Raw genomic sequence first — 26,511 nt, forward strand, 5'->3', positions numbered from 1 at the left:
CCGGGGCCAACGGTCCCGCGGGCGCCCCGGGGCCGGCCCCCGGTGGGGCGGGACGGTGGGAGGAACTGGCCGCCGCCGCGCCCGTGCGGCGCGGACCGGCGACGGCGCTGGCCGCCGAGCGCGCGCGGCAGGCGCGGATGGCCGTGGTCGGCCCCGTCACCGAGCGGTGGGCGCCCGAGCAGGCCGGCCCCGTGCACGAGAACTGGCAGCTGGCGGCGCCGATCGGCCCCGCGACCGATCTGTGGGCGCTCGGCGCGCTGCTGTTCCGGGCCGTGCAGGGGCACGCGCCGTACCCGGAGGAGTCCACCGCCGAGCTGGTGCAGCTGGTGTGCGCCGAACCGCCGGCCTTCGCCGAGGAGTGCGGGCCGCTGCGGCCGGTCGTGGAGTCGCTGCTGCGCCAGGACCCCACCGAGCGCCTGGACTTCGAGGAACTGCGCGGCTGGCTGCGGTCGCTGGTCCGCTCCGCGCCCGAACCGGACGCCGGGGCGCACGTCGTCGCCGCGCCGCCCGCCGACACCAGCCGCCTGCCGGTGGTCCGCCGCCGCGGCGAGCTGGTGCGCAGGCGGCGCGCCCAACTGCCCGCGCACCACGGGCGGCACAAGCGGGCCCGGGAGGAGGCGGCGTCGCCACGCCGCCTCGGCCGCAGCCTGCTTCTGCTGGTCCTGCTCCTGATGGCCGGTGCCATCGCCTACGCCGTGCTGTTCATGCCCAAGGCCGACACCGGCGGTGCCGACGACACCGACCGCACCGGCGCCACGGGTGAGGTCACCGGCGCCCCCGAGGCGAGCAGCGAGCCCCGCCCCGACCAGACCACACCGGGCGCGACCGCCACCCCCTCCGAGTCGGAGGGGGCCAACGAGTCGCAGACCACCGGACCCGAGGTCGCCGACGGCTTCGCCCTGCGCGCCGACGACGAGGGCTTCCGGGTCGCCGTCGCCAACGGCTGGGACCGGACCCCGAAGAACGGACGCGGTCAGGTCGTCTACACGCACGGCGACTTCGAGCTCATCGTGGTGCCCGGCCGGGACGGCACCGCGCAGTTCGGCGCCGACCCGATGGCGTACCAGCGCGAGGACGAGCCCGAACTCCAGCCGTACCGGGACTCCAGCTGGGCCACCTCCACCGGTCTGAAGACCATCGAGGTGGGCGGACGGAGCATGGCCGAGGGACAGTTCACCTGGACCGACGACACCGGTCGGGAGCGGTTCGTACGCAATCTCGCGATCGTCATCGACGACCGGTTCCACGTCGTGCAGGTGCGCGGTCCCGAGGCGGAACGGGACGAGGTGACACGGCTGTTCGAGCAGGCGTCGGCCACCTACCAGGTCACCGGGTGAACGGTCGTCCCGACTGTCGGTGACGGCGTGCGGACGGTTCCCTTCCGGTGCCGGAAGCGACAACAGTCACAGTGGTGTCTCTGTGCCGCGCCGCCAGTTCCCTGTGCGAGGGCCGGTCCCTAATGTGACTCTGTCAAGAGCATTGCGGGGCAACGTGAATCAGATGCAGGGCCGGCTCCTCGCGGGGCGCTACCGGCTGGCCGACGCGATCGGGACCGGCGGCATGGGCCGGGTGTGGCGGGCGCACGACGAGGTGCTGCACCGGGCGGTCGCGATCAAGGAGTTGACCGCCGGTCACTTCGTCTCGGAGAGCGACCACGAGCGGCTCCTCGCCCGTACCCGGGCCGAGGCCCGCGCGGCGGCCCGGATCAACCACTCCGCGGTGGTCACCGTGCACGACGTGCTCGATCACGACTCCCGGCCGTGGATCGTGATGGAGCTGGTCGAGGGCAGGTCGCTGGCCGACGCGGTCAAGGAGCGCGGCCGCGTCGAGCCGCGCGAGGCCGCCCGGATCGGACTGTGGGTGCTGCGGGCGCTGCGCGCCGCGCACACCGCCGGTGTCCTGCACCGTGACGTCAAGCCCGGCAACGTGCTGCTCGGCGACGACGGCCGGGTCCTGCTCACCGACTTCGGCATCGCGCAGATCGAGGGCGACACCACCATCACCCGCACCGGAGAGGTCGTCGGTTCCGTCGACTACCTCGCCCCGGAGCGGATCCGCGGCCACGACCCGGGCCCGGCGTCCGACCTGTGGGCGCTCGGCGCGACCCTGTACACGGCGGTGGAGGGCAGGTCGCCGTTCCGCCGCACCTCACCGCTGACCACCATGCAGGCCGTGGTGGAGGAGGAGGCCGCCGACCCGGGGAACGCCGGTCCGCTCGGCCCGGTCATCGCCGCGCTGCTGCACAAGGACCCCGCGACCCGCCCCGACGCCGCCGCCGCCGAATCGATGCTCGCCGAGGCAGCGGAGGGGCGGCGCCCACCCGCGGCGCAGATGTACGTGCCGACGCGGGCCGCGCACGCGACGGCCGTACCCGAGGCCCGTACGGCCCCGGACGCGGCCCCGGCGACCCCGTACCCGTCGGCCACCCCGTACCCACCCGCGACTCCCTACCCACCGGCCGCGTCGTACGCGCCGCCCGCCGCCGGCCCGTCCCGCGGGCGCCGGCTGCGCGGACTCGCGCTCGTCGTCGTGGTCGCCGCGCTGGTCGGCGGGGGCACGGTCGCCGCGCTCCAGAAGTGGGACGAGGGGCAGCGCACGAACGGGACGTCCACGTCGCCGAGTCCGACGCCCACCGGCTCCAACACGCCCACGGATCCGGGGACGCCGAGCGGGACCCCGCGGGGCAACGTCCCCGACGGCTGGGTCGCCGTCGAGGATCCGCTGGGCTTCGGACTCTCCCTGCCCGAGGGGTGGGAGCGGAGCAACCAGACCGAGTCGGGGGAGATCCGGTCGGTCGACTACTCGCCCGACGGCGGCAGGCACCTGCTGCGGATCTCCGTGGACGGCGCGCCGGACTTCGACGACCCCTACGTCCACCAGGTCTCCCTGGACAAGGGGTTGGGCAAACGGCTGGTCGACTACAGCACGCTCTCCCTGGAACGCGTCGTCTACCGGGACCAGCAGGCGTCCCGGCTGGAGTGGACCTGGACCGCGCTGGCCAAGGACACGGAGTTCCCCGGCCCGTACCGGGCCGTGGACCAGATGTACATCGCGGACGGCGGTGTCGAGTACGCCCTCTACATGGCGGCCCCGGCCGATGAGTGGCCCGCCGCGCAGGAGCGGTTCGAGTCCGTGCTGCGGAGCTGGCGCGAGGGCTGAGGCGACGGCCAGGGGGGCTTGAGCCGGGGGGCCTGGGCCGGCGGCCGGGGGCCTGAGTCGGCGGCCGTGGGGCCTGAGCTGGCGGCCCGGGGGCCTGGGGCAACGGTTGCCAGGCCCGCGCCGACCGCTCTGAACTGGCCATGTATACAGTGCAGTTGGCCGGTCGGCACCGCGGAGGAGGGGCGTCCGGCGGGGCATGATGAGGCGTATGGCGACCCATGGGGATCAGGGGGACGGCAGCAACGTCCGGATCATCGGGGGGCGTTACCGGCTGGAGGACCGGATCGGGCGCGGCGGGATGGGCGTGGTCTGGCGGGCCACCGACCAACTGCTCGGGCGGCGGGTGGCGGTCAAGGAGCTGCCCTTCGACGAGTCCGACTCCGGCTCGCTCTCCCCGGCGGACCTCCGGCTCCGCCGTGAGCGCACCCTGCGTGAGGCACGTGCGGTCGCCCTGTTGCGGCATCCGCACGTCATCGTCGTGCACGACGTGGTGGAGCACGCCGAACGGCCGTACATCGTCATGGAGTTGATCGACGGGGGTTCGCTCGCCGACCTGATCCACGCGCAGGGGCCCGTCGATCCGGCCGAGGCCGCCCGGATCGGCGCCGACCTGCTGAGCGCGCTGCGCACCGCGCACGCCGCCGGGGTCCTGCACCGGGACATCAAACCCGCGAACGTCCTCGTCGACGCCGGGACCGGCCGGGTCGTGCTCACCGACTTCGGCATCGCCCAGGTGGCGGGCGCCAGCACGCTCACCGAGGCCGGCACCTTCGTGGGCTCGCCCGAGTACACCGCGCCCGAGCGGATGTCGGGCGCCGGCGCCGGTCCCGCCGCCGACCTGTGGTCGGTGGGCGCGCTGCTGTGCACGGCGGTCAGCGGTGAGTCCCCGTTCCGGCGGGACACGCTGGGCGGGATCCTGTACGCGGTCGTCTCCGACGAGATCCGGCCGCCGCCGCAGGCCGCGCCCCTGCTGCCGGTCGTACGGGGCCTGTTGGAGCGTGATCCGCTGCGGCGGCTGGAGGCGGGGCGGGCCGAGTGGATGCTGCGGGACTTCCTGGCCACCGGGCACACCCCGGTTCCGCCGGTTCCGCCGGTTCCGTCGGTTCCGTCGGTCTGGCGGTCGCCGCGGGGTGTGCTGGTGAGCGTCCTGCTGGTCGTGGCGGTGGCCGTGGCGGGGGTGTCGGCGGTGGCGATGCTGATGAACGGGAAGGGCGAAGGAAACGTTCCCTCGCCGTCAGGCCCCGGCTCACCCACGACCGGTCCCGGCTCATCCGGGTCCGGCCCCGGCTCACCCACGACCGGTCCCAGCTCATCCGGGTCCGGCCCTGGCTCATCCGGGTCCGGCCCCGGTTCGCCCGGGTCCAGTCCTGCGCCGGAGGCGTCCGCCTCGCCCACGCAGCCGCCGTCCTCTCCCGCCGCCGTTCCCACCACCCCGATGCCCCGCACGTACATAAATGGGAGATAAGCCGCGCCTCCGGTCACGGGTCTGTGACCGGACACCGCTTGCTGTGGATGGCCGGGGCCTTGGCGCGATATGGATGGATGCATGAGCAGCAACGGGGGAGGCCCTTACGGGTCCGACGAACCGACCAGTTTCGGCCTGCAACCGCCGAGACCGCCCGCGGGTGTTCCGCCGCAGGGCAACGTGCCCCATCCGGGCAACCCGTACGCGGCGCCCACCCAGGTCGCGCCGCCGCCGCAGCCCCAGCCGGCCGCTCCGGATCCCGGTGCCGGCCGTCTGATCGCCGGCCGCTACCGGCTGTTGAGCAAGCTCGGCCACGGCGGCATGGGCACGGTGTGGCGGGCCAAGGACGAGACCGTGGACCGCGAGGTGGCCGTGAAGGAGCCCCGCATCCCGGACCATCTTCCCGAGCGCGAACGCGCCAACGCCTTCGAGCGGATGCGCCGCGAGGCCCGCGCCGCGGCCCGGCTCGACCACCCGTCCGTCGTCAACGTGCACGACGTCGCGGTCGTCGACGGCCAGCCGTGGATCGTGATGGAGCTGGTCCAGGGCCGCTCCCTGGGCGACGCCCTCCAGGAGGGCACCCTCGGCGCCCGGGACGCGGCCCGGATCGGTCTGGAGGTGCTCGGCGCGTTGGAGGCCGCCCACGCGGCCGGCATCCTGCACCGGGACGTGAAGCCGGACAACGTGCTGCTCGGACGGCACGACCGGGTGGTGCTCACCGACTTCGGCATCGCCCAGATCGAGGGCGAGACCAACCTGACGGACACCGGCGGCTTCGTCGGCTCGCCGGAGTACATCGCCCCCGAGCGGGTGCTGGGCCAGCGTCCGGGCCCCGCGAGTGACCTGTGGTCCCTAGGCGTGGTGCTGTACGCGGCGACCGAGGGCGTCTCCCCGTTCCGCCGCAGCAACACCCCGGCCACCCTCCAGTCCGTCCTCAACGCCACCCCGGCCGCGCCCGCCTCCGCGCAGGGCCCGCTCGCCGAGGTCATCACCGGACTGCTCCAGAAGGACCCGGCCCGCCGCCCGAACGCCGCGCAGACCCGCGCGCTCCTGGACAGCGCGGCCAACCCGCCTGCGCCCGCGCCCGTGCCCACCCAGGTGATGCCGTTCGCGTCGTCCGGGAGTGGCGGGGTGCGCGTGGGCCGCGGGACGCTGATCGGTATCGGCGCGGCGTTCGTCGCCGTGGTGGTCGCCGCGGCCGGCCTGGTGGTCGCCGACCCGTTCGGGGACGAGGAAGCGGCGGATCCCTGGGTCGAGCGCGCCCACCCGGACCTGGGCGTCACGCTGAGCGTGCCCAAGGAATACAAGGTCGGCAAGCCCGACGCGGACAACACCGACCAGAACTGGGTCACTTACACGGACCCGAGCGGCGCCGTCTGGGTCGGCGCGCGGGTGGCCCGCAAGAAGGACGACACCTCGGGCACCATCAAGAACTCCGCGGCGGCCGAGATGTACGCCGACAACGAGGAGTTCAAGTCCACCGGCAGCTACGACCTCGCCATGCCCGAGGGACCCCGCACGGAGACCGAGGAGACGCAGTACCAGGGCAAGAAGTCGGCCCTGAACACGGTCCGGTACGACACCAACGACCTCCAGAACCCGCGTCCGCGCGAGCTGAAGCTCTTCTACTACAAGACGTCCAAGGGCGACATGTACCGGGTGACGATCAGCTACCCGGGCGTTGGCGACTTCACCGAGCGGGGACGCGAGGTGGCCGAGACCGTGCTCCGGGACCTGGAGATCAAGCCCCTCTGAACTGGCGTCGCCCCGGCCGCGCGCGGTAGGCATGGTGCATGAGTGAGCAGGGAGCCGGCCGGGGCTCCAAGGAGCTGGTGGTCGGCGGCCGTTACCGGCTGCTCGAACGCGTCGGCTCGGGCGGCATGGGAACGGTGTGGCGCGCGCACGACGAACTGGTCGAGCGGGAAGTGGCCGTCAAACAGCCGCGGTTGCCCGGTGAGCCCGAGGACGAGGCGTTCCGGCGGGCGGCGCACCGGCTCCACCGCGAGGCGCGGGCCGCCGCCCGGGTCGACCACCCGTCGGCGGTCTCCATCCACGACGTCGTCGTGGAGGAGGACGGCCTGCCGTGGATCGTGATGGAGCTGGTGCGGGGCGAGTCCCTGCACGAGAGGCTCCGGCGCGGCCCCGTGGAGCCCGCGGAGACCGCCCGGATCGGCCTCGCCGTCCTCGGCGCGCTGCGCGCCGCGCACTCCGTCGGCATCGTGCACCGGGACGTGAAACCCGCCAACGTGCTGCTCGGCGCGCACGGGCGGGTCGTCCTCACCGACTTCGGCATCGCCCATGTCCAGGGCGAGGAATCACTCACCGCCACCGGGGAGTTCGTCGGCTCCCTGGAGTTCGTCGCACCGGAGCGGATGTCGGGCCGCACCGCGGGCCCCGCCTCCGACCTGTGGTCCCTGGGCGTCCTGCTCTACGCCGCGGTGGAGGGCTGGTCGCCGTTCCGCCGTACGACGGTGGAGTCCACGCTCGCCGCGATCCTCTCCGCCGACCCGCCCGAGCCCGAACGCGCCGGCCCCCTCGCCCCGCTGCTGTCCGGCCTGCTGGCGAAGGACCCCGGACAGCGCCCGGACGCGGAGGAGACCGAGGCGGCCCTGGCAGCGGCGGTGACCGGCGAGCATGAGAAGCCGGACGAGCCGACGGCACCGGGTTCGAAGCCGCCGGGAGCGCCGGGCGACTCGGGTAGCTCGGGCAGGTCGGTGGCGCCGGGAGCCCCGGAGGCGCCCCGGCGCCCGGACGGGCCCGCCACCGGGGACGCGCCCCAGGACGTTTCGGGACTGTTGGAGTTCGGGGACGACATCCGCACGACGCGCCTCGCGCCGGACCCTGACACCACGGCCGCGCCGACACCCTCCGCGCCGACGGCCGGGCGGACACCCACACCGCCCACGGCCGGGCCGACACCTGCCGCGCCGACGGCCGGGCGGACACCCACGCCGCCCACGGACGCGCCGACACCTCCCGCGCCCACACCCCCCGAGTCCATACCCGCCGTACGACCCCCCGCCGCGACAGCGGCACCCACCCCACCCCGCCGCCCCCTCCACCGCCGCCCCCTCCCGCTGGCCTTCCTGGGCGCACTTCTGGTCGCCGCGGCCTGGACGGGCATCGCCCTGCTCGCCGACCCCGACAGCGGCGCGGTCACCGGGACCACCGCGAGCCACAGCTCAGCGGAACCGGCCCCGGCACCGACATCCCGGCCGAGCGCCACCCCCGGCTGGTCGGCCCACCCGGAGCGGGCCATGGGCGCCACGCTCGCCCTCCCGGACACGTACGAGGAGTTCGCCCGGCAGGGCAGCGACTCCTACCAGCCCCGCGCGGTCGAGTACGCGGCCGGTTCCGTCCAGGTCCGCCTCACCCAGTGGGACGAGGCGCCCGGAACCCCGATGAGCCAGGCGAAGCAGCACGCGGCGACCTGGGAGTTCTTCGAGGAGCCGCGGACGCAGTACACCCGGACCACCTTCCGGGGCTGGGAGGCCGTGCAGTCCGACACCACCTACGGCGAGCCGGAGCTGCGCCGCCGGGTGATGGAACTCTTCGTCCGCACCGACGACGGCCGGCTCTACGAACTGCGCGTCGAGATGCCCAAGGGCACGGCGGAGGAGAAACGCGGCACCGCGGTTTTCAAGAGCGCCCGCGACCGGCTCACGATTGCCACAACGCCCTGATCAGCGCATTCGTTGCCAGCGCTCACTGGCGGTATGTGAGCGGACCGTGAATCCCCGTTACCGACGGGTACACAAAGCCCTCGTCGCGGCATACCCTGCGGCTCATGACGGACTCGCAGGCCCCGGCACAGACCGGCACGAATCCCCTCGCCCCCGCCCCGGAGGGCGTCCGTACGGCCGCCGACGTGGTCACCCCGGAGCTGGTCGCCCAGCTGACCCGGGGCGTGACCGGTTCCGGCCGTACCGCCAACCACACGCCGTTCACCGGCGAGAAGCTGGCCGACCTGCCCGAGTCCACGCCCGAGGACGTGGAGAAGGCGTACGCAGCGGCCCGCACCGCCCAGGCGCTCTGGGCGCAGATCCCGGTACGGCAGCGCGCCGCCGTCCTGCTGCGCTTCCACGACCTGGTGCTGGCCCGCCAGGCCGAGGTGCTGGACCTCATCCAGCTGGAGACCGGCAAAGCCCGGCTGCACGCCCACGAGGAGGTGCAGGCCGTCGCCGTCGCCGCCCGGCACTACGGCCGACGGGCCGCCGCCTACCTGCGCCCGAAGCGGCACACCGGAGCCATCCCGACCCTCACCAAGGTGACCGAGCTGCGTCACCCGCGCGGAGTGGTCGGCCAGATCGCACCCTGGAACTACCCGCTGGAGCTGTCCGTCGGCGACGCCCTGCCCGCGTTCGTCGCCGGCAACGCCGTCGTCATGAAGCCGGACACGGAGACCTGCCTGACCGCCCTGTGGGCCCGTGACCTGCTCATCGAGGCCGGACTGCCCGCCGACGTCTTCCAGGTCGTGCTCGGCGACGGCCCCGTCGTCGGACCCGAGGTCGTCCGCCACGCCGACTACGTCTCCTTCACCGGCTCCACCCGCACCGGCCGCGAGGTCGCGCAGGGCGCCGCCGCCCGGCTGGTCGGGGTCTCCCTCGAACTCGGCGGCAAGAACGCCATGCTGGTACTGGAGGACGCCGACCTGGAGAAGGCCGCGGCGGGCGCCGTCCGCGCCTGCTTCTCCTCCGCGGGCCAGCTCTGCATCTCCATCGAGCGGCTGTACGTCCACGAGTCGGTCGCCGACGCCTTCCTGGAGCGCTTCGCCGCCCGCACCCGGGCCATGCGGCTCGGCCGCTCCCTCGCCTACGGCGCCGACATGGGCTCCCTGGTCGGCGAGCGGCAGCTGGAGACCGTCAAGCGGCATGTGGAGGAGGCCGTCGCCAAGGGCGCCAGGCTCGTCGCGGGCGGTGTCGCCCGCCCGGACATCGGCCCCTACTTCTTCGAGCCGACCATCCTCGACGGCGTCGAGGCGCCGATGGCCGTCTGCACCGAGGAGACCTTCGGCCCGGTCGTCTCCATCTACCGTTTCAAGACCGAGGACGAGGCCGTCGAGCACGCCAACTCCACGCCGTACGGGCTGAATTCCTCGGTCTGGACGAAGGACGGCAGCCGCGGCCGCGCGGTCGCCGCCCGGCTGCGCGCCGGCACCGTCAACGTCAACGAGGGCTATGCCGCCGCCTACGGCAGCGTCCAGTCGCCGATGGGCGGCATGAAGGACTCGGGCCTCGGCCGCCGGCACGGCTCCGAGGGCATCCTCAAGTACACCGAGGCCCAGACGGTCGCCCACCAGCGCCTGCTGCCGATCGCGCCCACGCTCGGCATGGACGACGAGAAGTACGCGGCGTTCATGAGCCGCAGTCTGCGACTGATGAAGGCATTCCGCTTCCGCTGAAGCCCCCGTACCCGGGCCCTCCGCACCCAGACCCCCGCACTGCTGGCTCAAAGGAGAGAACGCACGTGCCTCAGGACGCGTACGACTACGACGTCATCGTCGTCGGATCGGGCTTCGGCGGTTCGGTGACCGCCCTGCGCCTGACCGAGAAGGGCTACACCGTCGGCGTCCTGGAGGCAGGGCGCCGCTTCACCCGGGAGACCCTTCCGAGGAACTCCTGGGACCTGAAGAACTACCTCTGGGCGCCGAAGCTCAAGCTCTTCGGCATCCAGCGCATCCACCTGCTCGGCAACGTCATGGTGCTGGCCGGAGCGGGCGTCGGCGGCGGTTCGCTGAACTACGCCAACACCCTCTACGTACCGCCGACGCCGTTCTTCGAGGACCCGCAGTGGCGGGACATCACCGACTGGCAGGAGGAGTTGAGGCCGTACTACGACCAGGCCAAGCGGATGCTCGGCGTGCGGCTCAACCCGACGATGACCCCCTCGGACGTCCACCTCAAGGACGCCGCGCAGCGGATGGGCGCCGGGGACACCTTCCACATGGCGCCGGTCGGGGTGTTCTTCGGCGACGGCGAGGACGCGGAGGGCACCCGGGCCGAGCCCGGCGAGCAGGTCGCCGACCCCTACTTCGGCGGCGCGGGACCGGACCGCAAGGCCTGCACCGAGTGCGGCGAGTGCATGACGGGCTGCCGCCACGGCGCCAAGAACACCCTGAACGAGAACTACCTGTACCTCGCCGAGAAGGCCGGCGCCGTGGTGCACCCGATGACCACGGTCGTCTCGGTGACCGGCGACTCCCAGGACGGCTACGCCGTCACCACCGTCCCCACCGACCGGCGTCGCAAGGGCGAGAGCCGCACCTTCAAGGCCCGCCGGGTCGTCCTGGCCGCCGGCACCTACGGCACCCAGACCCTGCTGCACCGGATGAAGGCGAGCGGGCGCCTGCCGTACCTCTCGCCGCGGCTCGGCGAGCTGACCCGGACCAACTCCGAGGCCCTGGTGGGCGCGCAGACCGACAACCGGCGCTACCGCAAGGTCAGCGGCGAGAAGAAGGTCGACTTCACCCGGGGCGTCGCCATCACCTCCTCCGTCCACCCGGACGGCAACACGCACATCGAGCCGGTGCGCTACGGCAAGGGCTCCAACTCCATGGGCAGCCTGACGATCCTCCAAGTGCCCTACACCGAGGGGTCGTCGAGGCTCGCGGCCTGGCTGGGCAACGCCGTCCGGCACCCGATGCTGGTGCTCCGCTCGCTGTCCAACCGGCGCTGGTCGGAGCGGTCCATCATCGGCCTGGTGATGCAGTCGCTCGACAACTCCCTGACGACGTACCTGAAACCGGACGGCGTCGGAAAGGGCATGCTGACCGCCCGGCAGGGCCATGGCGCACCCAACCCCATGCAGATCAAGGCCGCCACGGACGGCGCCACCGCCCTCGCGCAGTCGATCAACGGCTTCGCCGGTTCCAACATCGGCGAACTGATGGGCACCCCGCTCACCGCGCACTTCCTCGGCGGCTGCCCCATCGGCTCCTCGCCCGAGACCGGCGTCATCGACCCGTACCACCGTCTCTACGGGCACCCCGGGATCTCGGTGGTCGACGGCGCCGCGGTCTCCGCGAACCTGGGCGTGAACCCCTCGCTCACCATCACCGCGCAGGCCGAGCGGGCGATGTCGTACTGGCCCAACAAGGGCGAGGAGGACATCCGCCCCGACCAGCACCTGCCCTACGAGCGGCTCCAGCCGGTCGAGCCCAAGGCGCCCGCGGTGCCGGCGGAGGCGTTCGGCGCGCTGCGGCTGCCCTTCCTCGGGATGCCGGCGGTCCCGCCGAAGAAGTGACGGCGGTGCCGTAGAAGAAGCGACGGCGGTGCCGTGGAAGAAGTGACGGCAAGGGAAAGGACCTGCGCCCCCCTCCGAGCGCAGGTCCTTTCCCTTGCTTGTGCCGAACGGCTCTACCGAGCGGCTGAGGCTCAGGCCTCGGCGCCCACCTTGCGGCGCTTCATCGCGAAGACCACGCCGGTGCCCGCGAGCACCGCGATGCCGCCGATGGTGGCGAGGACCGGCAGGTTCGAGTCCGAACCGGTCTCGGCCAGCTCACCGTCGACGTCGACCTCGCTGACGTCGGTGATCTCGTCCTTGCCACCGGTCTGCGGCTTGGAGTCGTCCGGCTCGCCCGCGTCGGAACCGGCCGGCAGCACCTCGAAGAAGTAGATGCCGTAGTTCTCGTCCTCGGAGGTCCAGCAGGCGTCCTCGGTGGAGTACTCGGCCAGGCCGATGGCGATGCCGATCGCGCTCGGGACGTCACGGCTGATGTTCAGCCGCAGGTCGTAGCTGATCGACTGGCCGCCTTCGAGGGTGAAGGTGTTGAGCGCGCCGCCCTCGCCGAACTGGGTGGCCAGGTCGACCCAGCTGCCGCCGCTCTTGACCTGCACGGTGATCAGGTCGGTGTAGTCGTTCTCCAGCTCCCAGTCCAGCGCGGCGACGCCGACGACGGGCAGGATGTCCTCGATCGTCTCGTCGCCGGAGTTGCTGACGTTGAACTTGAAGTTCGTCCAGCCGCTGCCGGCCACCACCGTCTCGGGCAGACCGCTCAGCGAGCTGTGCAGCACCTCGCTGATGTCGAAGACGGGGTCGCCGTACTCGTCGAGCGGGCACTCCTCGACGATCTCGTCGTCGCCCTCCTCGTCCTCGGACTCCTCGTCGGACGGGGTGCTCTCGGTCGCCGCCGGGGAGCTCTCGCCGGCGGCGGGGCTGCTCTCGCCCGGGGCCGGGGTCGACTCCCCGGCGGCCGGGGAGGACTCGGCGGGCGCGGGCGTGGTCTCCTCGGCGGCCGGGCTCGACGTCTCCTCGGACGGCGTGGTCTCGGGGGTGCTCTCCGGCGTGCTCTCGGTCGCCGACGGCGAGGGCGAGACCTCGTCCGTGGCGAAGGCGGCGGGAGCGGACAGCAGCGCGAGCGGGGCTATGGCGGCCGTCGCGGCCGCGGCGGCCAGGGCGCGGCGAAGCTTCATGAAGACCTCGGGAAGTACGGCGCGGCCGAAACGTTTCGGCGCGCGATGCGGTGAGGCCTCCGCGATGGGGGCGCGGGTGTGGCCCTTGGTACGCCTGGTTTGATCCACCACCCCGGCCGATGGTTGCGGTCTCACTGACAACTTTCTTATGTGGCACGTGTCACACAGGCCCGGACTCTTGTGGATCTTGCGGCGTCGCGATTGGTTGCCTTAGAACAGCATCTTCCCTGCACCCCCACCGAAGCCCCAGAGAAGGTGCGCCGTTCCGTGGCCGACAGACCGTCCGAAGAGTCCAGTGCCGTCCCCGACGACGTGTGGGAGAAGTTCGCCCGGGACAGCGAGCGCGACATCAGCGCGTCGGCTCCGAAGGAGCCGTCCGCGCGGGCCCGCACGGTGACCCGGCGGCTGCGTGAGCAGGACGCGCGCGGACAACTGCCCGAGGGGTGGCGCACCGGGCCGGCCTGGCGCGAGATGGACGGACGGGCCACGCGGCGCGGACGCTGGTGGTCGGCTCTCGGCGTGCTGGCCGCCCTGGCGGTCGTGGTCGTGGCCCTGCGGCCCTCCCTGCTGCCCGGCGACCCCTTCGGCACGGGCGACGCGTCGGACGACGTCGCCACGACCCGGCTGCCGGACGAGACCGCGGCCCCCACCGCCCCGCCGGAGGCCGTCGACCCCGACATCCCCACCCGGGACCGGCCCTTCGCCGGGTCCCCGGCCCTGCGCTGGGCCGACGGCGCGGACGGCATCGTCGTACCCGAGGCGAAGGCCGTGGGCGTCCTGACCGAGGCCCAGGTGGCGAAGGCGCTGAAGCAGACCAAGGTGCTCCTGACCGACGCCAACCTCGCACCCGCCACCCTCCGCGGCGAACGCCCCGAGGCGGCCCTCGATGTGATCGAACCCACCCAGACCGAGCTGCTCGACCTGCTGGACACCGCGCTGCGCGAGCCGGACGAGAAGCACGACCCGCTGGGGATGTTCACCCGCTTCGACCCCGGGGAAGTGCGGCTCGCCGGCGACGTCGTCAAGACCCGCGGCCGCATGACCTTCGAGAAGGGCAAGGACGCGGAACTGGTCGTGCACGCGGACTACACCTTCGTCTACCCGCTCGTGCGGACCGGTGAGGACAGCACCGAGGTGGCCCGGACGATCATCCGCCGCGTCCTCGACGTCGAGGTGTACGACCCGGCGCGGTACCGGACGAAGGAGGGCGGGCTGGTCGTCGAGCGCTACGACCTGGAGATCGGCAACTCGGCGTGCGACGTCCACGACGGCTATCTGCACCCGCAGTTCGCGACGGGCGACCCCGTCGGCTCGGCCCCGACGGGCCCGACGACGGACCCGTACGACCGCAGCAGGGAGCTCGCCGAGGACCGGGCGGAGGAGTGCGGGACCGTCTCCCGCACCTGAACGGGGCTTGTTCCGCGGGGGAGTTGGTGAAGGGCCCCGCCGGGAGTTGGTGAAGGGCCCCGCGGGACGGATCCGCGGGGCCCTTCTTCCGTCAGCACCGACGTCAGGGCAGCGTCGGTGCCGGGGAGCGGCGCCGGGGGGTTGCGCCGCTGGCCTGTGCCGTGGTCGGCATCGGGTGCGATGGGGTTGCCTGGGGCGGGACTTGGGGGACGGGTACGGTTCCCGCCGGTCGGCCCCGGGCGTCCCCGGAGCCGACCGTCTCTTGGGTGACCGGGCTGCTGTCCCCTGCCGTCCGGTCACTTGACTGGAGCGAGGTCCCACGACGCACGGCACGATCCGTGCGTCTCATCGCTCCAGCGAAGCCACGCGTGGTTCTTTCGGGCCCGCCTCTGGATGACACGGACATCAGCACCAACGAAGCGCCGCGCGTCCCGGTCACGCGCCGTACGGGTGAGGGTGCGCCCGAACTCAGATGCGACCGCGGCACAGTTCGAGCAGCGTCATCGCCAGCGCCGTACCCGGCTTGCCGAGCGCCTCGCGGTAGTGGTCGAGGATCTCCATCTCGCGGGAGAGGTTCACCCGGCGTCCGCCGGAGGTGATCCGGGCCTCCTGGATGACGGCCGAGACGGCCACCCGTTCCTGGATGAGGCCGATGATCCGGTCGTCGAGCGCGTCGATGCGCTCACGGGCGCCGGTGATCACGGAGGCGGCCTCGTCGGTGCGGGCGCCGGTCTTGTCCGTGGCGGTGGTGGTCATGGAAGGGGCTCCTGTACGGGGTGGGGTGCCCCGGATCGACAAGGCCCGGACACGACAGACGCCCCGGGCCTTGTCGGCCCGGGGCGCCTGGGAAGTCGCTTGTCAGTTGCTCAAGCGCTACGACCATGGCAGCCGGCGGGCCGGATGCCATAGGTAAAGAGGAAGGTCGTCTGCGTGAGCATGCGGTCAGTATGCCGTCCCGTTCGGTGACCGCCCAGACCGGTTCGCATCCTGAGACGTCCCGAGACGCCCCGAGGCGCCGTCCGCCCTTGGGCGCCCCGTTAGAATCGGTGGCACAGCCCTTGTCAAGCCGCCGGAAGGCAACCCGTGTCACCAGCGACCCCCGCCGCCCCCGACACCGTCCTGGTCGTCGACTTCGGCGCGCAGTACGCCCAGCTCATCGCCCGCCGCGTCCGCGAGGCCCGGGTCTACAGCGAGATCGTGCCGAGCACCATGCCGGTGGCGGAGATGCTCGCCAGGAACCCGGCGGCGATCATCCTCTCCGGCGGCCCCTCCTCGGTCTACGCGGAGGGCGCCCCCCGCCTCGACCGCGCGCTCTTCGAGGCCGGCGTCCCCGTCTTCGGCATGTGCTACGGCTTCCAGCTGATGGCCCAGAGCCTCGGCGGCACCGTCGACAACACCGGCGCCCGCGAGTACGGCCGCACCGACCTGCACGTCTCCCGCTCCGCCTCCACCCTCTTCGAGGGCACCCCGGACGAGCAGCACGTGTGGATGTCGCACGGCGACGCCTGCTCCGCCGCCCCCGAGGGCTTCACCGTCACCGCGTCCACGGACGTCGTCCCGGTCGCCGCCTTCGAGAACGACGAGAAGAAGCTCTACGGCGTCCAGTACCACCCCGAGGTCATGCACTCCACGCACGGTCAGCAGGTGCTGGAGCACTTCCTGTACCGCGGCGCCGGCCTCACGCCGTCGTGGACCACGGGCAACGTCATCGAGGAGCAGGTCGCCTCGATCCGCGCGCAGGTCGGCGACAAGCGCGCCATCTGCGGCCTGTCCGGCGGCGTCGACTCCGCGGTGGCCGCCGCCCTGGTCCAGAAGGCCATCGGCTCCCAGCTGACCTGCGTCTACGTGGACCACGGCCTGATGCGCAAGGGCGAGACCGAGCAGGTCGAGAAGGACTTCGTGGCGGCGACCGGCGCCAAGCTGGTCGTGGTGGACGCCGAGGAGCGCTTCCTGACCGCGCTGAAGGGCGTCTCGGACCCCGAGGAGAAGCGCAAGATCATCGGCCGCGAGTTCATCCGCGTGTTCGAGCAGGCGCAGCTGGAGATCCTCCAGGAGGAGGGCCCCGAGGTCGCCTTCCTCGTGCAGGGCACCCTCTACCCGGACATCGTCGAGTCCGGCGGCGGCACCGGCACCGCCAACATCAAGTCCCACCACAACGTCGGCGGTCTCCCCGACGACATCGAGTTCCAGCTCGTCGAACCGCTGCGCCAGCTGTTCAAGGACGAGGTCCGGATGGTCGGCCAGGAACTGGGCCTGCCGGAGGAGATCGTCCAGCGCCAGCCGTTCCCCGGCCCCGGCCTCGGCATCCGCATCGTCGGCGAGGTCACCAAGGAGCGCCTGGACCTGCTGCGCGAGGCCGACGCCATCGCCCGCGAGGAGCTGACCGCGGCCGGCCTCGACCGCGACATCTGGCAGTGCCCGGTGGTCCTGCTCGCCGACGTCCGCTCGGTCGGCGTCCAGGGTGACGGCCGCACCTACGGCCACCCGATCGTGCTGCGCCCGGTCTCCTCCGAGGACGCCATGACGGCCGACTGGTCGCGCCTGCCGTACGAGGTGCTGGCGAAGATCTCCACCCGGATCACCAACGAGGTACGGGACGTCAACCGGGTCGTCCTCGACGTGACGTCGAAGCCGCCGGGCACGATCGAGTGGGAGTAGAGACTCCCCGGGCCGTGTCCCGCACGGCCCAGTCCTAGGTGCGCTTGATCACGCGCACCGGCTCACCGGGCTTCCAGACCTGGAGGACGAGGTACTTCTCGTCCTCCACCGAGGTCCTCACGACCTCCGTCAGCTCGGTACGGAAGAGGTGGAACGGCTCCGGCGGTTCCACCTCTTCCGCGTACGCGGCCTTCTCCGCCGGGTCCTCGACCTCGAACGCCCGGCCGCTGATCCGGACATCGCCGCCGCCCATGGACTGCCCCTCCCCGGGGTTCGCCTGGAGCGCGAAACGCGGGTCGCGCCGCAGGTCGAGCGCCTTCAGCGAGTCCGGCATCATGCCGAGCCACAGCTCGCCGCCGCGGAAGGCCACCTCCAGACCGGTGGTGCGCGGGGAACCGTCCTTGCGGAGGGTGGCGAGGACATGGTGCGTGAAAGCGCCGAAGCGCTCCTCGACGGTCCTGGCGAGTTCGGGTTCGGCGGTGGCGAAGTCGGCCCAGCTGTTGGTCATACGCCGAGTCTCGCGCCGAATCCGGACATCTGCTGTCCGGTATCCCGGACGACTGCCGAGCGCGGCCGGGGCGGGCCGCATCAGCGATGCTGCGACGTCCTCCCTTCCCCGCCGGGGCGGGCCGCATCAAGGGCGGACGTACCACTCCTCGCCCCGCTCGTCCCGTACCGGCGTGCAGCCCGCCGCCGCCAGTCGCGCGGCCAGCTTGGCCCGGCGGGCCGCGTTCAGCCGCAGGGAGAGCAGCAGGAGCGCCGGGGTCAGCGCGGCCAGCGTGAGCAGCACCGCGAACTTCCCGGTCACCGCGGCCAGCAGCACGAACAGCAGCGGGAACGCCCAGGCCATGGTGATCAGCTGCTTGCGGTTGGCGGCGGCGCCGAGGGCGTCGTACCGGATGAGCGTCGCGATCAGGTCGACCTCCGGCCGCGCCTCCGGCACCGGCTTCAGGGAGTCCTGGTACATGCCGGGCACCGGGCCGCCCGCGCCGGCCTGCGGGAACGCGGCCGCGTTCGCCGCCGCGCGCTGCTGGGCCCGCGGGCCGGCGTCGCGGACCATACGGACGCAGAGCATCTTCTGCTTGCCGATGTGCCGGACGTCCGCGTACCGGAAGCCGTAGCACTCGGCGATGTAGGCGAGCGCGCCGATGGTCTCCCACTCGGCGAAGGGGTGGATGAGCTCGACCACGTCCTGGGAGGCGAGCTGCCGCATCAGGGTGGAGACGTGACGGTCGGCGACGCTCACATGGGCTCCTGGCTCTGCTGGGTGGTTCTGGCTGAAAAGTGCCATTGAATTACTGATTCCGGATACCGGACCCGTGAGTCCCTGAAAAGGTTGTGCGTCAGTTGTGCGTCATCTTCACAACCCGGCCCTGCCCTTTTGCCCTGACCGACGGTAACTTCCGGGCCGTAAAGGACCAGCGCAGGAGGCTGTCACATGCCCGGGCCCACGCCACCGCTTCCGCTCCCCACCGACCGGCTGCGCTTCGCCATGCCGCCGATGCACGAGTCGGTCGAGGACGAACGCCGGCACCGCAAGGAACGGCTCGCGGGCGCGCTGCGGATCTTCGGGCGCCTCGGCTTCGAGGACGGCGTCTCGGGGCACATCACCGCACGCGACCCGGAGTTCTCCGACTGCTTCTGGGTGAACCCCTTCGGGATGCCCTTCCGGCACGTCACCGTCAGCGACCTCGTGCTGGCCAACTCCGACGGGCAGGTCGTCGAGGGCCGCTACCACGTCAACCAGGCCGCCTTCACCGTCCACGCCCAGGTGCACGCCGCCCGCCCCGACGTCGTCGCCGTCGCCCACTGCCACTCCGTGCACGGCCGCGCCCTCTCCGCCCTCGGCGAGCTGCTCGACCCGATCACCCAGGAGAGCTGCGCCTTCTACGAGGACCTCGCCCTCTACGACGCCTACAGCGGCGTCGCCGTCGACGCCGTGGAGGGCCGCCGCATCGCCGGCGCCCTCGGCTCCCGCAAGGCCCTGGTCCTGCGCAACCACGGGCTGCTCACGGTGGGGGACTCGGTGGACGCGGCGGCCTGGTGGTTCCTGTCACTGGAGCGCTCCTGCCAGGTCCAGCTGACGGCGAAGGCGGCGGGCCGCCCGATCCTGATCGACCACAAGGCGGCGGTGGCCACGCGGGAGCAACTGGGCGGGGACCTGGTCGCGTGGATCAACTACCAGCCGATGTGGCAGGACATCAGCCGCAGCGAACCGGACCTGCTGAGCTAGGTCGCGCTTCGAACGTCCCGCCTGCTCCGCGGCGTCCGGCTCGCCCCGGGCCCGGTGACCGGACTCAGAAGCCCCGCAGCACCGCGGCCTTCGTCAGCGCGAACTCGTCGTCCGTGAGCACCCCGTCCCGGTACAGCTCGCCCAACTCCCGCAGTCTGCGCAGCAGCACGTCGTGATGGTCCGCGGGCGGAAGCACGGTCGCGGCGAGCGGGCGGCCCTGCTCGGCATAAGTGCCGCCGGTCCTCGTGGAGGGGTGCGGGAGCCGGGCGGTCACCGCGGTGGCGACGAGCGCGGTGAGCAGGTCACGACGGACACTGCCCCACAGATCCAGGGCGTACGGGTCCTTCTCCGGCGGGAGCTTGGCGAACGCCGTCTCCCGGGTCACGAACCGCAGAAGGCCGTCCTCGTGCCCCGTGTTGGGCAGCCACTCCACCGCCGCCACCTCGGCGATACCGAGGATCCGCGGCCCGGTGGCCCGCTTGACCCGGTCGGAGGTGTCGGCCCAGTCGACCCGGATCCGGCCGCCGTCGAAGGACACCGTCCCGTCGGAGGAACGCACCGAGACCGGAACCGGCGGGCCCGGCAGCAGATACGCCCCGGTCGGCTCGCTCGGAATCCCTTCCAGCAGCAGCGAGTTGCGGATCTCCTCGGCCACGTACTCCGCGACCCCCGCCCGGTCGACGTCCACCGCCAGCCGGTAGGGATCCGCCGGGTCCGGCAGCCGCCCGCCGGTCGCCTGGAGCAGCGGGTCCGCCCCCTCGCGCAGCCGCATCCGCAGCCTGCCGCGCCTGCGCTCCGGCTCGAACACGACACCGGCCACGGCCTCCAGCGGTACGGCGATCTCCCCGTACGTCTGCCGGAACAAGGACACCGAACGGTGCAGCCCCGGGGTGATCCGCACGGTGCTTCCGTCGAAGGCCCAGGACCCGTCGCGCTGGATGATCTCGGCCATGGGGCGATTCTCCCAGCCGGGTCAACAAGGCGGCCCCGCCCTCACTCCGCGCCTCACCCGCGCCGACCTTCCACGGACCGGACCTGCCCGCCGGGGCCCGCGTGGCGTAGGGCACAATTCGCTGTCATTGCACTGGAGTTGTGGCGGTACGGAGCACGGGGAAGGCAGGCGTCGGACGTGGCGGTGCAGGAGGCGAGACAGGGCTCGGACGCGGGCGCGGGCACACACGCGGGTGGCTGTACCTGCGGGGACTGCCCGCACGGGGCGCGGGCCGGGCACCGCCGCGCGGTGGCCGAGTTCCTGCTCAAGCGGGACGAGTTCGCGGCCGGACAGGGGCTGCCCGCGGCGGTGGCACACTCGGCGTCGGCGTCCCGGCAGTGGGTCTCGGAGGAACTCACCCAGTCCGCCGAAGTGGTCGCCGAGCGCGGCCGGGCCGAGGGCGACGCCTGGCTGGCCCGCCTGTGGCACCGCACCGCGTCCACCGTGTGGGGCCTGGTGGTCCTGCTCCTCCTCGTACAGGCCCTCACCGCGGTCGGTACGGGCTGGACCAGCGCCCGCACGGCCGGGCTGCTCGCTGCGGTGCTGACGGCGGGCGCGCTGACCGCCGCGTCCCGCTTCCACCGCGCCCGCGGCGGCGCGCTGGCCCCTGTCATCGGCGAGGACAACCGCCTGTCCACCTCCCGCGCCGTCGCCGCCGTGTGGGTGCTGTTCGTGGCCTACGCCGTGCTCGTCCTGGCCGGCCGGCTCGCCGTCGCCTCCGACCCCGCGGAACGCGACGCCCTGATCTCCGGCCTCGAACTCGCCCGGGGCGCCGGGGTGGTGACGGTCCTCGCGGTCGTCTGCGCCATCGCCGTGCTGGTCCGCCGCGTGGTCGGCCTGCGGGTCCTCGGACAGCGGCTGCAGAAGGTGCGCGCCGACCGGCCGCGCGCCGCCGACCTGCTCACCGATGACGCCGGACGCGGCACCTTCGCCGACATCCAGTACGTCGTGATCAGCGCGGTGGCCCTGCTCTTCGCGGCCGTCCGCCTGGCCCGCCGCCCCGACCAACTCCCCGACCTGCCCTGGGGCCTGGCGGTGCTGGTCCTGATCTCCGCGGCGACCTACGTGGCCGGGAAGTACGCCGAGGGCGGCCGCCCCGTCATCCTCTCCGTCGTCCGCTCCCGCGAGGCGGGCGACCTCGACGCCCCCATCCGGACCGGCGACGACATCGAGATCCGCGGCGCGGGCTTCGTACCCCCCGGCGCGCAGGGCGCGGAACGGCTCTCCCGGATGACCGTCCGCGTCGGCACGGTCCACGTCCACGTACCGCTCGTCCCGGTGACCGGCGGTTTCAGCAACCCCACGGACGCGGTACTGACCGTGCCCGTCCCCGCGGACGTCGAACCCGGCCGGGTCGAGGTGCAGGTGATCACCGCGGCGGGCGTGGAGACCAACCGGTACGCCATCGACGTCACGGACTGAGCGAGCCCCCGCCCGGACCCAAGCCCCGGACACAAGCCCTGGACACAAGCCCTGGGCGTGAGCCCAGGCAGGCGCCCAGGCACGAGACCGGGTCCGGTGGCGCAGGCAGGGGCGAAAACCCGTCAAGCCGGTGAAAATGGTCGGGTCAGGATTGAGCGGGCTCCGGTCGGTGTACGTATCGTCCTTTGAGGGGCACGTCCCGACGGGCGAGAGGCGGCACCGATGACTCACGGCTTCCGTACCGACACGAACGACCCCTATCTGGACGGCGGCCACGACTGGCGTGAACTCGCCACCCGCTACGCCCTCCTCCCGCTCCGCATCTTCCTCGGCGTCACCTTCGTCTACGCCGCCCTCGACAAGCTCACCGACAGCGCCTTCCTGAAGGACTCCGGATCGGGCTCGATCGGCGACATGATGCGCGCCGTCCGGGACTCCTCCGCCATCCCCTCCATGGTCGACACAGCCCTCGACAACCCCGTCGCCTTCGGTTACGCCATCGCCCTCGGCGAGCTGGCCGTCGGCATCGGCATCCTCATCGGCCTGTTCGCCCGCATCGCCGCCCTGGGCGGTGCGTTGATCTCGCTCAGCCTCTGGCTGACGGTGAGCTGGGCCGCGGAGCCGTACTACTACGGCAACGATCTCGTCTACCTGATGGCCTGGCTGCCCCTGGTCCTCGCCGGCGCTCCCTATCTGTCGCTGGACGCCATGATCCGCAACCGGCGCCGGCAGCGCGCCGGATACCAGTAGCGGGCGGCGCCGCCGATTACCAGGAGAGAGGGTGGCGCTGCCGGTAACCAGGAGAAGGCGGGGCTATCCGGAGGCTCCCTGCCCGGGGCGCGTCGCCGCGGAGCCGTCCCCAGAGGTACGGCCCTCCCGGCGACGCCTGCGTATGTCCCGCGAGAACACGGCCGTCGCGCCCGCCAGACCGAGGCCCCCCGACACCACCGCGATCATCACGAACCAGGGCGTCTCCCAGGCCCCGCCCGCGTCACCGGCGTAGAGCACTCCGCCGAGCGTCAGGAACGCTCCCGCGACCAGCCGTCCGGGCTGGAACTCATGACGCAGCACGGCTCACCTCCGCCTGACCCACACCGACGTTGAGGTCGATCTCGATGGTGCCCGCGGCCTCGGAGCCCTTGGCCGGCCGCAACGTCACCTCCTTGTGCTTGCCCGGCTCCACGTCCACGTCCTTCTTGTCGTCGCCCGGCAGCTGGATGTCTCCCACGCCGACGTCGATGGTCGCCCTCACCGTGACGCCCGGCGGCACGATCACCTTCACCCGGCCCACGCCCACCTCGGCGCTCGTGCTCACCGTCTTCCCCTTGGACACGTCCAGCCCGCTCAAGTCCAGCGTGCCGACGCCGGTGCCGAGGTCGTACCGCTCCTGGACGGCCGCCACGGTGGACGGCTGCCAGGTCGTGCGTATCCACTCGGTGCCGATGTCCTTGGGCAGGGCGGCCGAGGCGGCCAGCAGACCGGCCGTGACGACCGCGAGGAACACCGACCCGGCGCCGGTGCGCCCCAGGAAGGAGCTGACCGCGATGCCCACGCCGAACACCAGCAGCGCACAGGCCAGGCCCGTCTGGAGGCTGGTGCCGAGCGGGTGATCGTCCCAGGTCAGACGCGTGCCGAGACCGCCCGCTACCAGGGCCAGCAGCAGGATCCAGCCGCCGATCCAGCGAGGGCCGCGCGGCTTGGCCGGCTCCGGGCGGCGGGCGCGCGGGTTCTCCCAGCCGCTGCCTCTGCCGCTCAGACCGATGTTGACGGCCGCCGCGATGTCCCGGTCGCGCGAGTCACGAGGACCCCACAGATATCCGGTGCCACCGTCATGGGTGCCGTCCTTGACGATGGGGTCGCGCCACCAGGATGGGTAGGCGGCGGGCACCGGGGGTGCCTGGGCCTCCGGCGGGGCGTCCGCGACGGCCTGCGCGGCGAGCGGGTCGGGGTCGGCGCCGCCCCGCTGCCGGGACCAGTACCCCGCGCCCGCGAGGAGCAGGGAGAGTATGACGGCGAAGCTCAGCACCCCGCCGTTGTTCAGCATGGTCAGGAACACCCCGCACCCGACCAGCGCGAACAGCACCGCTGTCAGGGCCTGCCCGTCGACGCGGCCGGTCAGGAGCTTGCGGACCTCGTTCTCCTCGTCGTCCTCGTAGGGCACGAGGAGCCAGGCGAAGCCGTAGAAGATCAGGCCGAGACCGCCGGTCGCGGAGAGCACCGCCAGGGTGATCCGGAAGATCACCGGGTCCATGTCGCACTGCCGGCCGAGCCCGGCGCACACCCCCGCGAGCATCTTGTGCCGCCGGTCCCGCCGGAACCGGCCGGGCGGCTCCGTGCCTCCTTCTTCCCGCGGGTGCGCACGCCCCCCGCCCGCGCCGGGCGCGGCGTCCCCCGGCCCGGCGCCCGCGGCCGGGCGAGGGCCGGAACCGGGCCCGGGACCCGTCGCGGCGTGCTCGTGATCAGTCATGTGTCCATGGTGACCGCCGCGACGGCCCGACGGCAGTGGGAACGACCCTGGCCGGACCCTGATATCGCCCCTGAGCCGAGACCGGGGGCGGCCGGGGAAGGGTGGGCGGCCGGGGAGCGGGTCGGCCCGGGTTCCGGGCCGTCGGCTCGGCCCTCGGCCTCGTCCGCAGTCGAGGACACGTCCGCCGATCCGCTCGCGGACCTGGTGGCGGCCGAAGATCGGGGGAGTCTCGGGGGTCAACCCTGATGCTCCGCTCGGCCGCTCGTGTGACCATCGATGCCATGTCGGATGCCGCAGCAGCCCCCCTCGTCGAACCGCGGCCGCCGCGCAAGCTCTACCGCAGCAGTGACGGTCGCTGGCTCGGAGGCGTGGCGCGGGGGCTCGCCGGGCACCTAGGGCTGCCCGTCATCTGGGTGCGGCTCGTCTTCGTCGGCCTGTTCATGGCGGACGGCCTCGGCGCCCTGCTGTACGCCGCGTTCTGGTTCTTCGTCCCCCTCGGCGTCGGCGGCGTCGCCGGACAGCGACCGCCCTCCCTGGTCACCACCGAGACCTCCGCGGACGGGCGGCGCAGACTGATCGCCCGCCGGCCGGACAAGGGCCAGATCGTCGCGCTGCTGCTCATGGTCGTGGTCGCCCTGGTCTTCGTGAGCAGCGTCGACCTGGGCAGCGGCGCCCAGGCGTATCTCTGGCCCGCCGTGCTGGTCTCCGCCGGTGTCGCCCTGGTCTGGCGGCAGGCGGACAACGCCCGCCGGGCCCGCTGGATGGCGGTCGGCCGCCGTCGCCGCACCCTGACCCTGCTGCGCGCGGCCGGCGGCGTCCTGCTGGTCACCGCGGGCGTCTCCGGGATCTTCGTGCTCCAGGGCTCCGCCGCCCACCTCGGCTCCGTCCTCCAGGCGGCCCTCGCGGTCCTGGTCGGGATATCGCTCCTCGCGGGCCCCTATCTCGTCCGCATGACCCAGGACCTCTCCGAGGAGCGCCTGATGCGCATCCGCGCCCAGGAGCGCGCCGAGGTCGCCGCCCATGTCCACGACTCGGTGCTGCACACCCTCACGCTGATCCAGCGCAACGCGGAGAACGCGGGCGAGGTCCGCCGGCTGGCCCGCGCCCAGGAACGCGACCTGCGCACCTGGCTCTACAAACCGGAGGGCACCGGCAAGGACGAGGAGGACGAGCCGGCCACGCTCGCCGACGCGGTCCGGCGCAACGCCGCGGAGGTGGAGGACAAGCACGGTGTGCCCATCGAGGTCGTCGTGGTCGGCGACTGCCCGCTCGACGAGAGGATCGGCGCACAGATGCAGGCCGCGCGCGAGGCGATGGTGAACGCCGCCAAGTACGGTGGCGAGGGCGGCGCGGTGCAGGTATACGCCGAGGTCGAGGGAAGACGGGTCTTCGTGTCCGTGCGGGACCGCGGTCCCGGCTTCGACCTCGACTCGATACCCGCCGACCGGATGGGCGTCAGAGAATCGATCATCGGCCGGATGGAGCGCAACGGCGGGACGGCGCGGCTGCGCCCGGTGCCCGACGGCGGCACGGAGGTCGAACTGGAGATGGAGAGGGCGGAGAAGACGTCATGAGCGACCCGACCGAGGCGAACGCGGAGCCGACCGGGACAGCGGGCGGGCGGCATGTGCGGGTGGTCCTCGTCGACGACCACCGTATGTTCCGTACGGGAGTTCAGGCCGAGATCGGCCGGACCGAGCAGACCGGGGTGGAGGTCGTCGGCGAGGCCGCGGACGTCGACCAGGCGGTCACGGTCATCACCGCGACCCGCCCGGAGGTCGTCCTCCTCGACGTGCACCTGCCGGGCGGCGGCGGAGTCGAAGTGCTGCGCCGCTGCGCTCCGTTGATGGCCGACGCCGAACAGCCGGTCCGTTTCCTCGCGCTGTCCGTGTCGGACGCGGCGGAGGACGTGATCGGAGTGATCCGGGGCGGCGCGCGGGGGTACGTCACCAAGACGATCACCGGTACGGACCTGGTCGACTCCGTCTTCCGGGTCCAGGAGGGCGACGCGGTGTTCTCGCCCCGGCTGGCCGGGTTCGTGCTGGACGCCTTCGCCTCCACCGACGCCCCGCCGGTCGACGAGGACCTGGACCGCCTCACCCAGCGCGAGCGGGAGGTGCTGCGGCTCATCGCCCGCGGGTACGCCTACAAGGAGATCGCCAAGCAGTTGTTCATCTCGGTGAAGACGGTCGAGTCCCATGTCTCGGCGGTGCTGCGCAAGCTCCAGCTCTCCAACCGGCACGAGCTGACCCGGTGGGCGACGGCCCGGCGGCTGGTCTGAGGGTCCGGCCGCCGCGC

20 protein-coding genes and 1 pseudogene are annotated in these 26,511 nt (G+C 72.7%); 14 read left to right on the forward strand and 7 right to left on the reverse strand.

Features of this window, described 5'->3' with window-relative positions:
* The 7 genes and pseudogenes from AB0E07_RS30390 to AB0E07_RS30420 all read left to right on the forward strand — a co-directional run.
* Positions 1 to 1,337 (forward strand): annotated as a pseudogene (locus AB0E07_RS30390) (serine/threonine protein kinase); the annotation flags it as partial.
* 163 nt (positions 1,338 to 1,500) lie between these two features.
* The gene (locus tag AB0E07_RS30395) at positions 1,501 to 3,159 is read left to right on the forward strand and encodes a protein kinase (RefSeq protein ID WP_362259287.1); all 1,659 of its coding nucleotides are present in this window, start codon (positions 1,501 to 1,503) and stop codon (positions 3,157 to 3,159) included.
* 208 nt (positions 3,160 to 3,367) lie between these two features.
* Complete coding sequence (locus tag AB0E07_RS30400) at positions 3,368 to 4,624, forward strand: serine/threonine-protein kinase (protein ID WP_362259290.1); 1,257 nt, start codon at positions 3,368 to 3,370, stop codon at positions 4,622 to 4,624.
* 81 nt (positions 4,625 to 4,705) lie between these two features.
* On the forward strand, positions 4,706 to 6,379 hold the full coding sequence (locus AB0E07_RS30405) for a serine/threonine-protein kinase (RefSeq protein WP_362259293.1): 1,674 nt from the start codon (positions 4,706 to 4,708) through the stop codon (positions 6,377 to 6,379).
* 38 nt (positions 6,380 to 6,417) lie between these two features.
* On the forward strand, positions 6,418 to 8,307 hold the full coding sequence (locus AB0E07_RS30410) for a serine/threonine-protein kinase (RefSeq protein ID WP_362259296.1): 1,890 nt from the start codon (positions 6,418 to 6,420) through the stop codon (positions 8,305 to 8,307).
* Between the two features lie 104 nt (positions 8,308 to 8,411).
* Positions 8,412 to 10,025 carry a succinic semialdehyde dehydrogenase gene (locus tag AB0E07_RS30415; protein ID WP_362259299.1) on the forward strand — a complete coding sequence of 538 codons (1,614 nt, stop codon included), beginning with the start codon at positions 8,412 to 8,414 and terminating at the stop codon, positions 10,023 to 10,025.
* A 65-nt stretch (positions 10,026 to 10,090) separates the two neighbouring features.
* Entirely contained in the window at positions 10,091 to 11,866 is a 1,776-nt protein-coding gene (locus tag AB0E07_RS30420; protein WP_362259301.1) for a GMC family oxidoreductase, read from the forward strand.
* Positions 11,867 to 11,997: 131 nt separating this feature from the next.
* On the opposite strand, the gene AB0E07_RS30425 is transcribed toward AB0E07_RS30420, so the two are convergent.
* Entirely contained in the window at positions 11,998 to 13,035 is a 1,038-nt protein-coding gene (locus tag AB0E07_RS30425; RefSeq protein WP_362259304.1) for an LAETG motif-containing sortase-dependent surface protein, read from the reverse strand.
* A 267-nt stretch (positions 13,036 to 13,302) separates the two neighbouring features.
* On the opposite strand from AB0E07_RS30425, the gene AB0E07_RS30430 reads away from it, so the two are divergent.
* Positions 13,303 to 14,442: a hypothetical protein gene (locus AB0E07_RS30430; RefSeq protein WP_362259307.1), complete on the forward strand. Its 1,140-nt coding sequence runs from the start codon at positions 13,303 to 13,305 to the stop codon at positions 14,440 to 14,442.
* A 468-nt stretch (positions 14,443 to 14,910) separates the two neighbouring features.
* On the opposite strand, the gene AB0E07_RS30435 is transcribed toward AB0E07_RS30430, so the two are convergent.
* Complete coding sequence (locus AB0E07_RS30435; RefSeq protein WP_362259309.1) at positions 14,911 to 15,198, reverse strand: chorismate mutase; 288 nt, start codon at positions 15,196 to 15,198, stop codon at positions 14,911 to 14,913.
* Positions 15,199 to 15,525: 327 nt separating this feature from the next.
* On the opposite strand from AB0E07_RS30435, the gene guaA reads away from it, so the two are divergent.
* Entirely contained in the window at positions 15,526 to 17,100 is a 1,575-nt protein-coding gene (guaA, locus tag AB0E07_RS30440; protein ID WP_362259312.1) for a glutamine-hydrolyzing GMP synthase, read from the forward strand.
* Positions 17,101 to 17,134: 34 nt separating this feature from the next.
* Here guaA and AB0E07_RS30445 read toward each other — a convergent pair whose 3' ends face one another.
* Both AB0E07_RS30445 and AB0E07_RS30450 read right to left on the reverse strand, forming a co-directional pair.
* Positions 17,135 to 17,608, reverse strand: coding sequence for a pyridoxamine 5'-phosphate oxidase family protein (locus tag AB0E07_RS30445; protein ID WP_362259315.1), 474 nt, complete (start codon positions 17,606 to 17,608; stop codon positions 17,135 to 17,137).
* A gap of 126 nt (positions 17,609 to 17,734) precedes the next feature.
* Entirely contained in the window at positions 17,735 to 18,346 is a 612-nt protein-coding gene (locus AB0E07_RS30450; protein ID WP_362259318.1) for a hypothetical protein, read from the reverse strand.
* Positions 18,347 to 18,538: 192 nt separating this feature from the next.
* Here AB0E07_RS30450 and AB0E07_RS30455 point away from each other — a divergent pair, with 192 nt between their 5' ends.
* Positions 18,539 to 19,333 (forward strand): class II aldolase/adducin family protein, encoded by a 795-nt coding sequence (locus AB0E07_RS30455; RefSeq protein WP_362259321.1) that lies wholly within the window; start codon positions 18,539 to 18,541, stop codon positions 19,331 to 19,333.
* A 64-nt stretch (positions 19,334 to 19,397) separates the two neighbouring features.
* On the opposite strand, the gene AB0E07_RS30460 is transcribed toward AB0E07_RS30455, so the two are convergent.
* The gene (locus tag AB0E07_RS30460; protein ID WP_362259324.1) at positions 19,398 to 20,285 is read right to left on the reverse strand and encodes a DUF4429 domain-containing protein; all 888 of its coding nucleotides are present in this window, start codon (positions 20,283 to 20,285) and stop codon (positions 19,398 to 19,400) included.
* A gap of 177 nt (positions 20,286 to 20,462) precedes the next feature.
* Between AB0E07_RS30460 and AB0E07_RS30465 the strand changes: the two genes are divergently transcribed.
* Both AB0E07_RS30465 and AB0E07_RS30470 read left to right on the forward strand, forming a co-directional pair.
* A complete protein-coding gene (locus AB0E07_RS30465; RefSeq protein WP_362259327.1) occupies positions 20,463 to 21,746 on the forward strand; it encodes a hypothetical protein in 1,284 nt (427 codons plus the stop codon).
* Between the two features lie 222 nt (positions 21,747 to 21,968).
* Complete coding sequence (locus tag AB0E07_RS30470) at positions 21,969 to 22,496, forward strand: DoxX family protein (protein WP_362259329.1); 528 nt, start codon at positions 21,969 to 21,971, stop codon at positions 22,494 to 22,496.
* A gap of 63 nt (positions 22,497 to 22,559) precedes the next feature.
* Here the strand turns inward: AB0E07_RS30470 and AB0E07_RS30475 are convergent, their stop codons facing one another.
* Both AB0E07_RS30475 and AB0E07_RS30480 read right to left on the reverse strand, forming a co-directional pair.
* Entirely contained in the window at positions 22,560 to 22,817 is a 258-nt protein-coding gene (locus tag AB0E07_RS30475; protein ID WP_362259332.1) for a hypothetical protein, read from the reverse strand.
* Entirely contained in the window at positions 22,804 to 24,213 is a 1,410-nt protein-coding gene (locus tag AB0E07_RS30480; RefSeq protein WP_362259335.1) for a PspC domain-containing protein, read from the reverse strand. Before AB0E07_RS30480 ends, AB0E07_RS30475 begins: the two co-directional genes overlap by 14 nt.
* A gap of 281 nt (positions 24,214 to 24,494) precedes the next feature.
* Here AB0E07_RS30480 and AB0E07_RS30485 point away from each other — a divergent pair, with 281 nt between their 5' ends.
* Positions 24,495 to 25,787, forward strand: a complete 1,293-nt coding sequence (locus AB0E07_RS30485) for a PspC domain-containing protein (RefSeq protein ID WP_362259338.1) — start codon at positions 24,495 to 24,497, stop codon at positions 25,785 to 25,787.
* Positions 25,784 to 26,494 carry a response regulator transcription factor gene (locus tag AB0E07_RS30490; protein WP_362259341.1) on the forward strand — a complete coding sequence of 237 codons (711 nt, stop codon included), beginning with the start codon at positions 25,784 to 25,786 and terminating at the stop codon, positions 26,492 to 26,494. Before AB0E07_RS30485 ends, AB0E07_RS30490 begins: the two co-directional genes overlap by 4 nt.
* Positions 26,495 to 26,511 lie beyond the last annotated feature (17 nt).

Source organism: Streptomyces sp. NPDC048002 (assembly GCF_040653275.1).
In the GTDB taxonomy this organism is placed as follows: Bacteria; Actinomycetota; Actinomycetes; order Streptomycetales; family Streptomycetaceae; genus Streptomyces.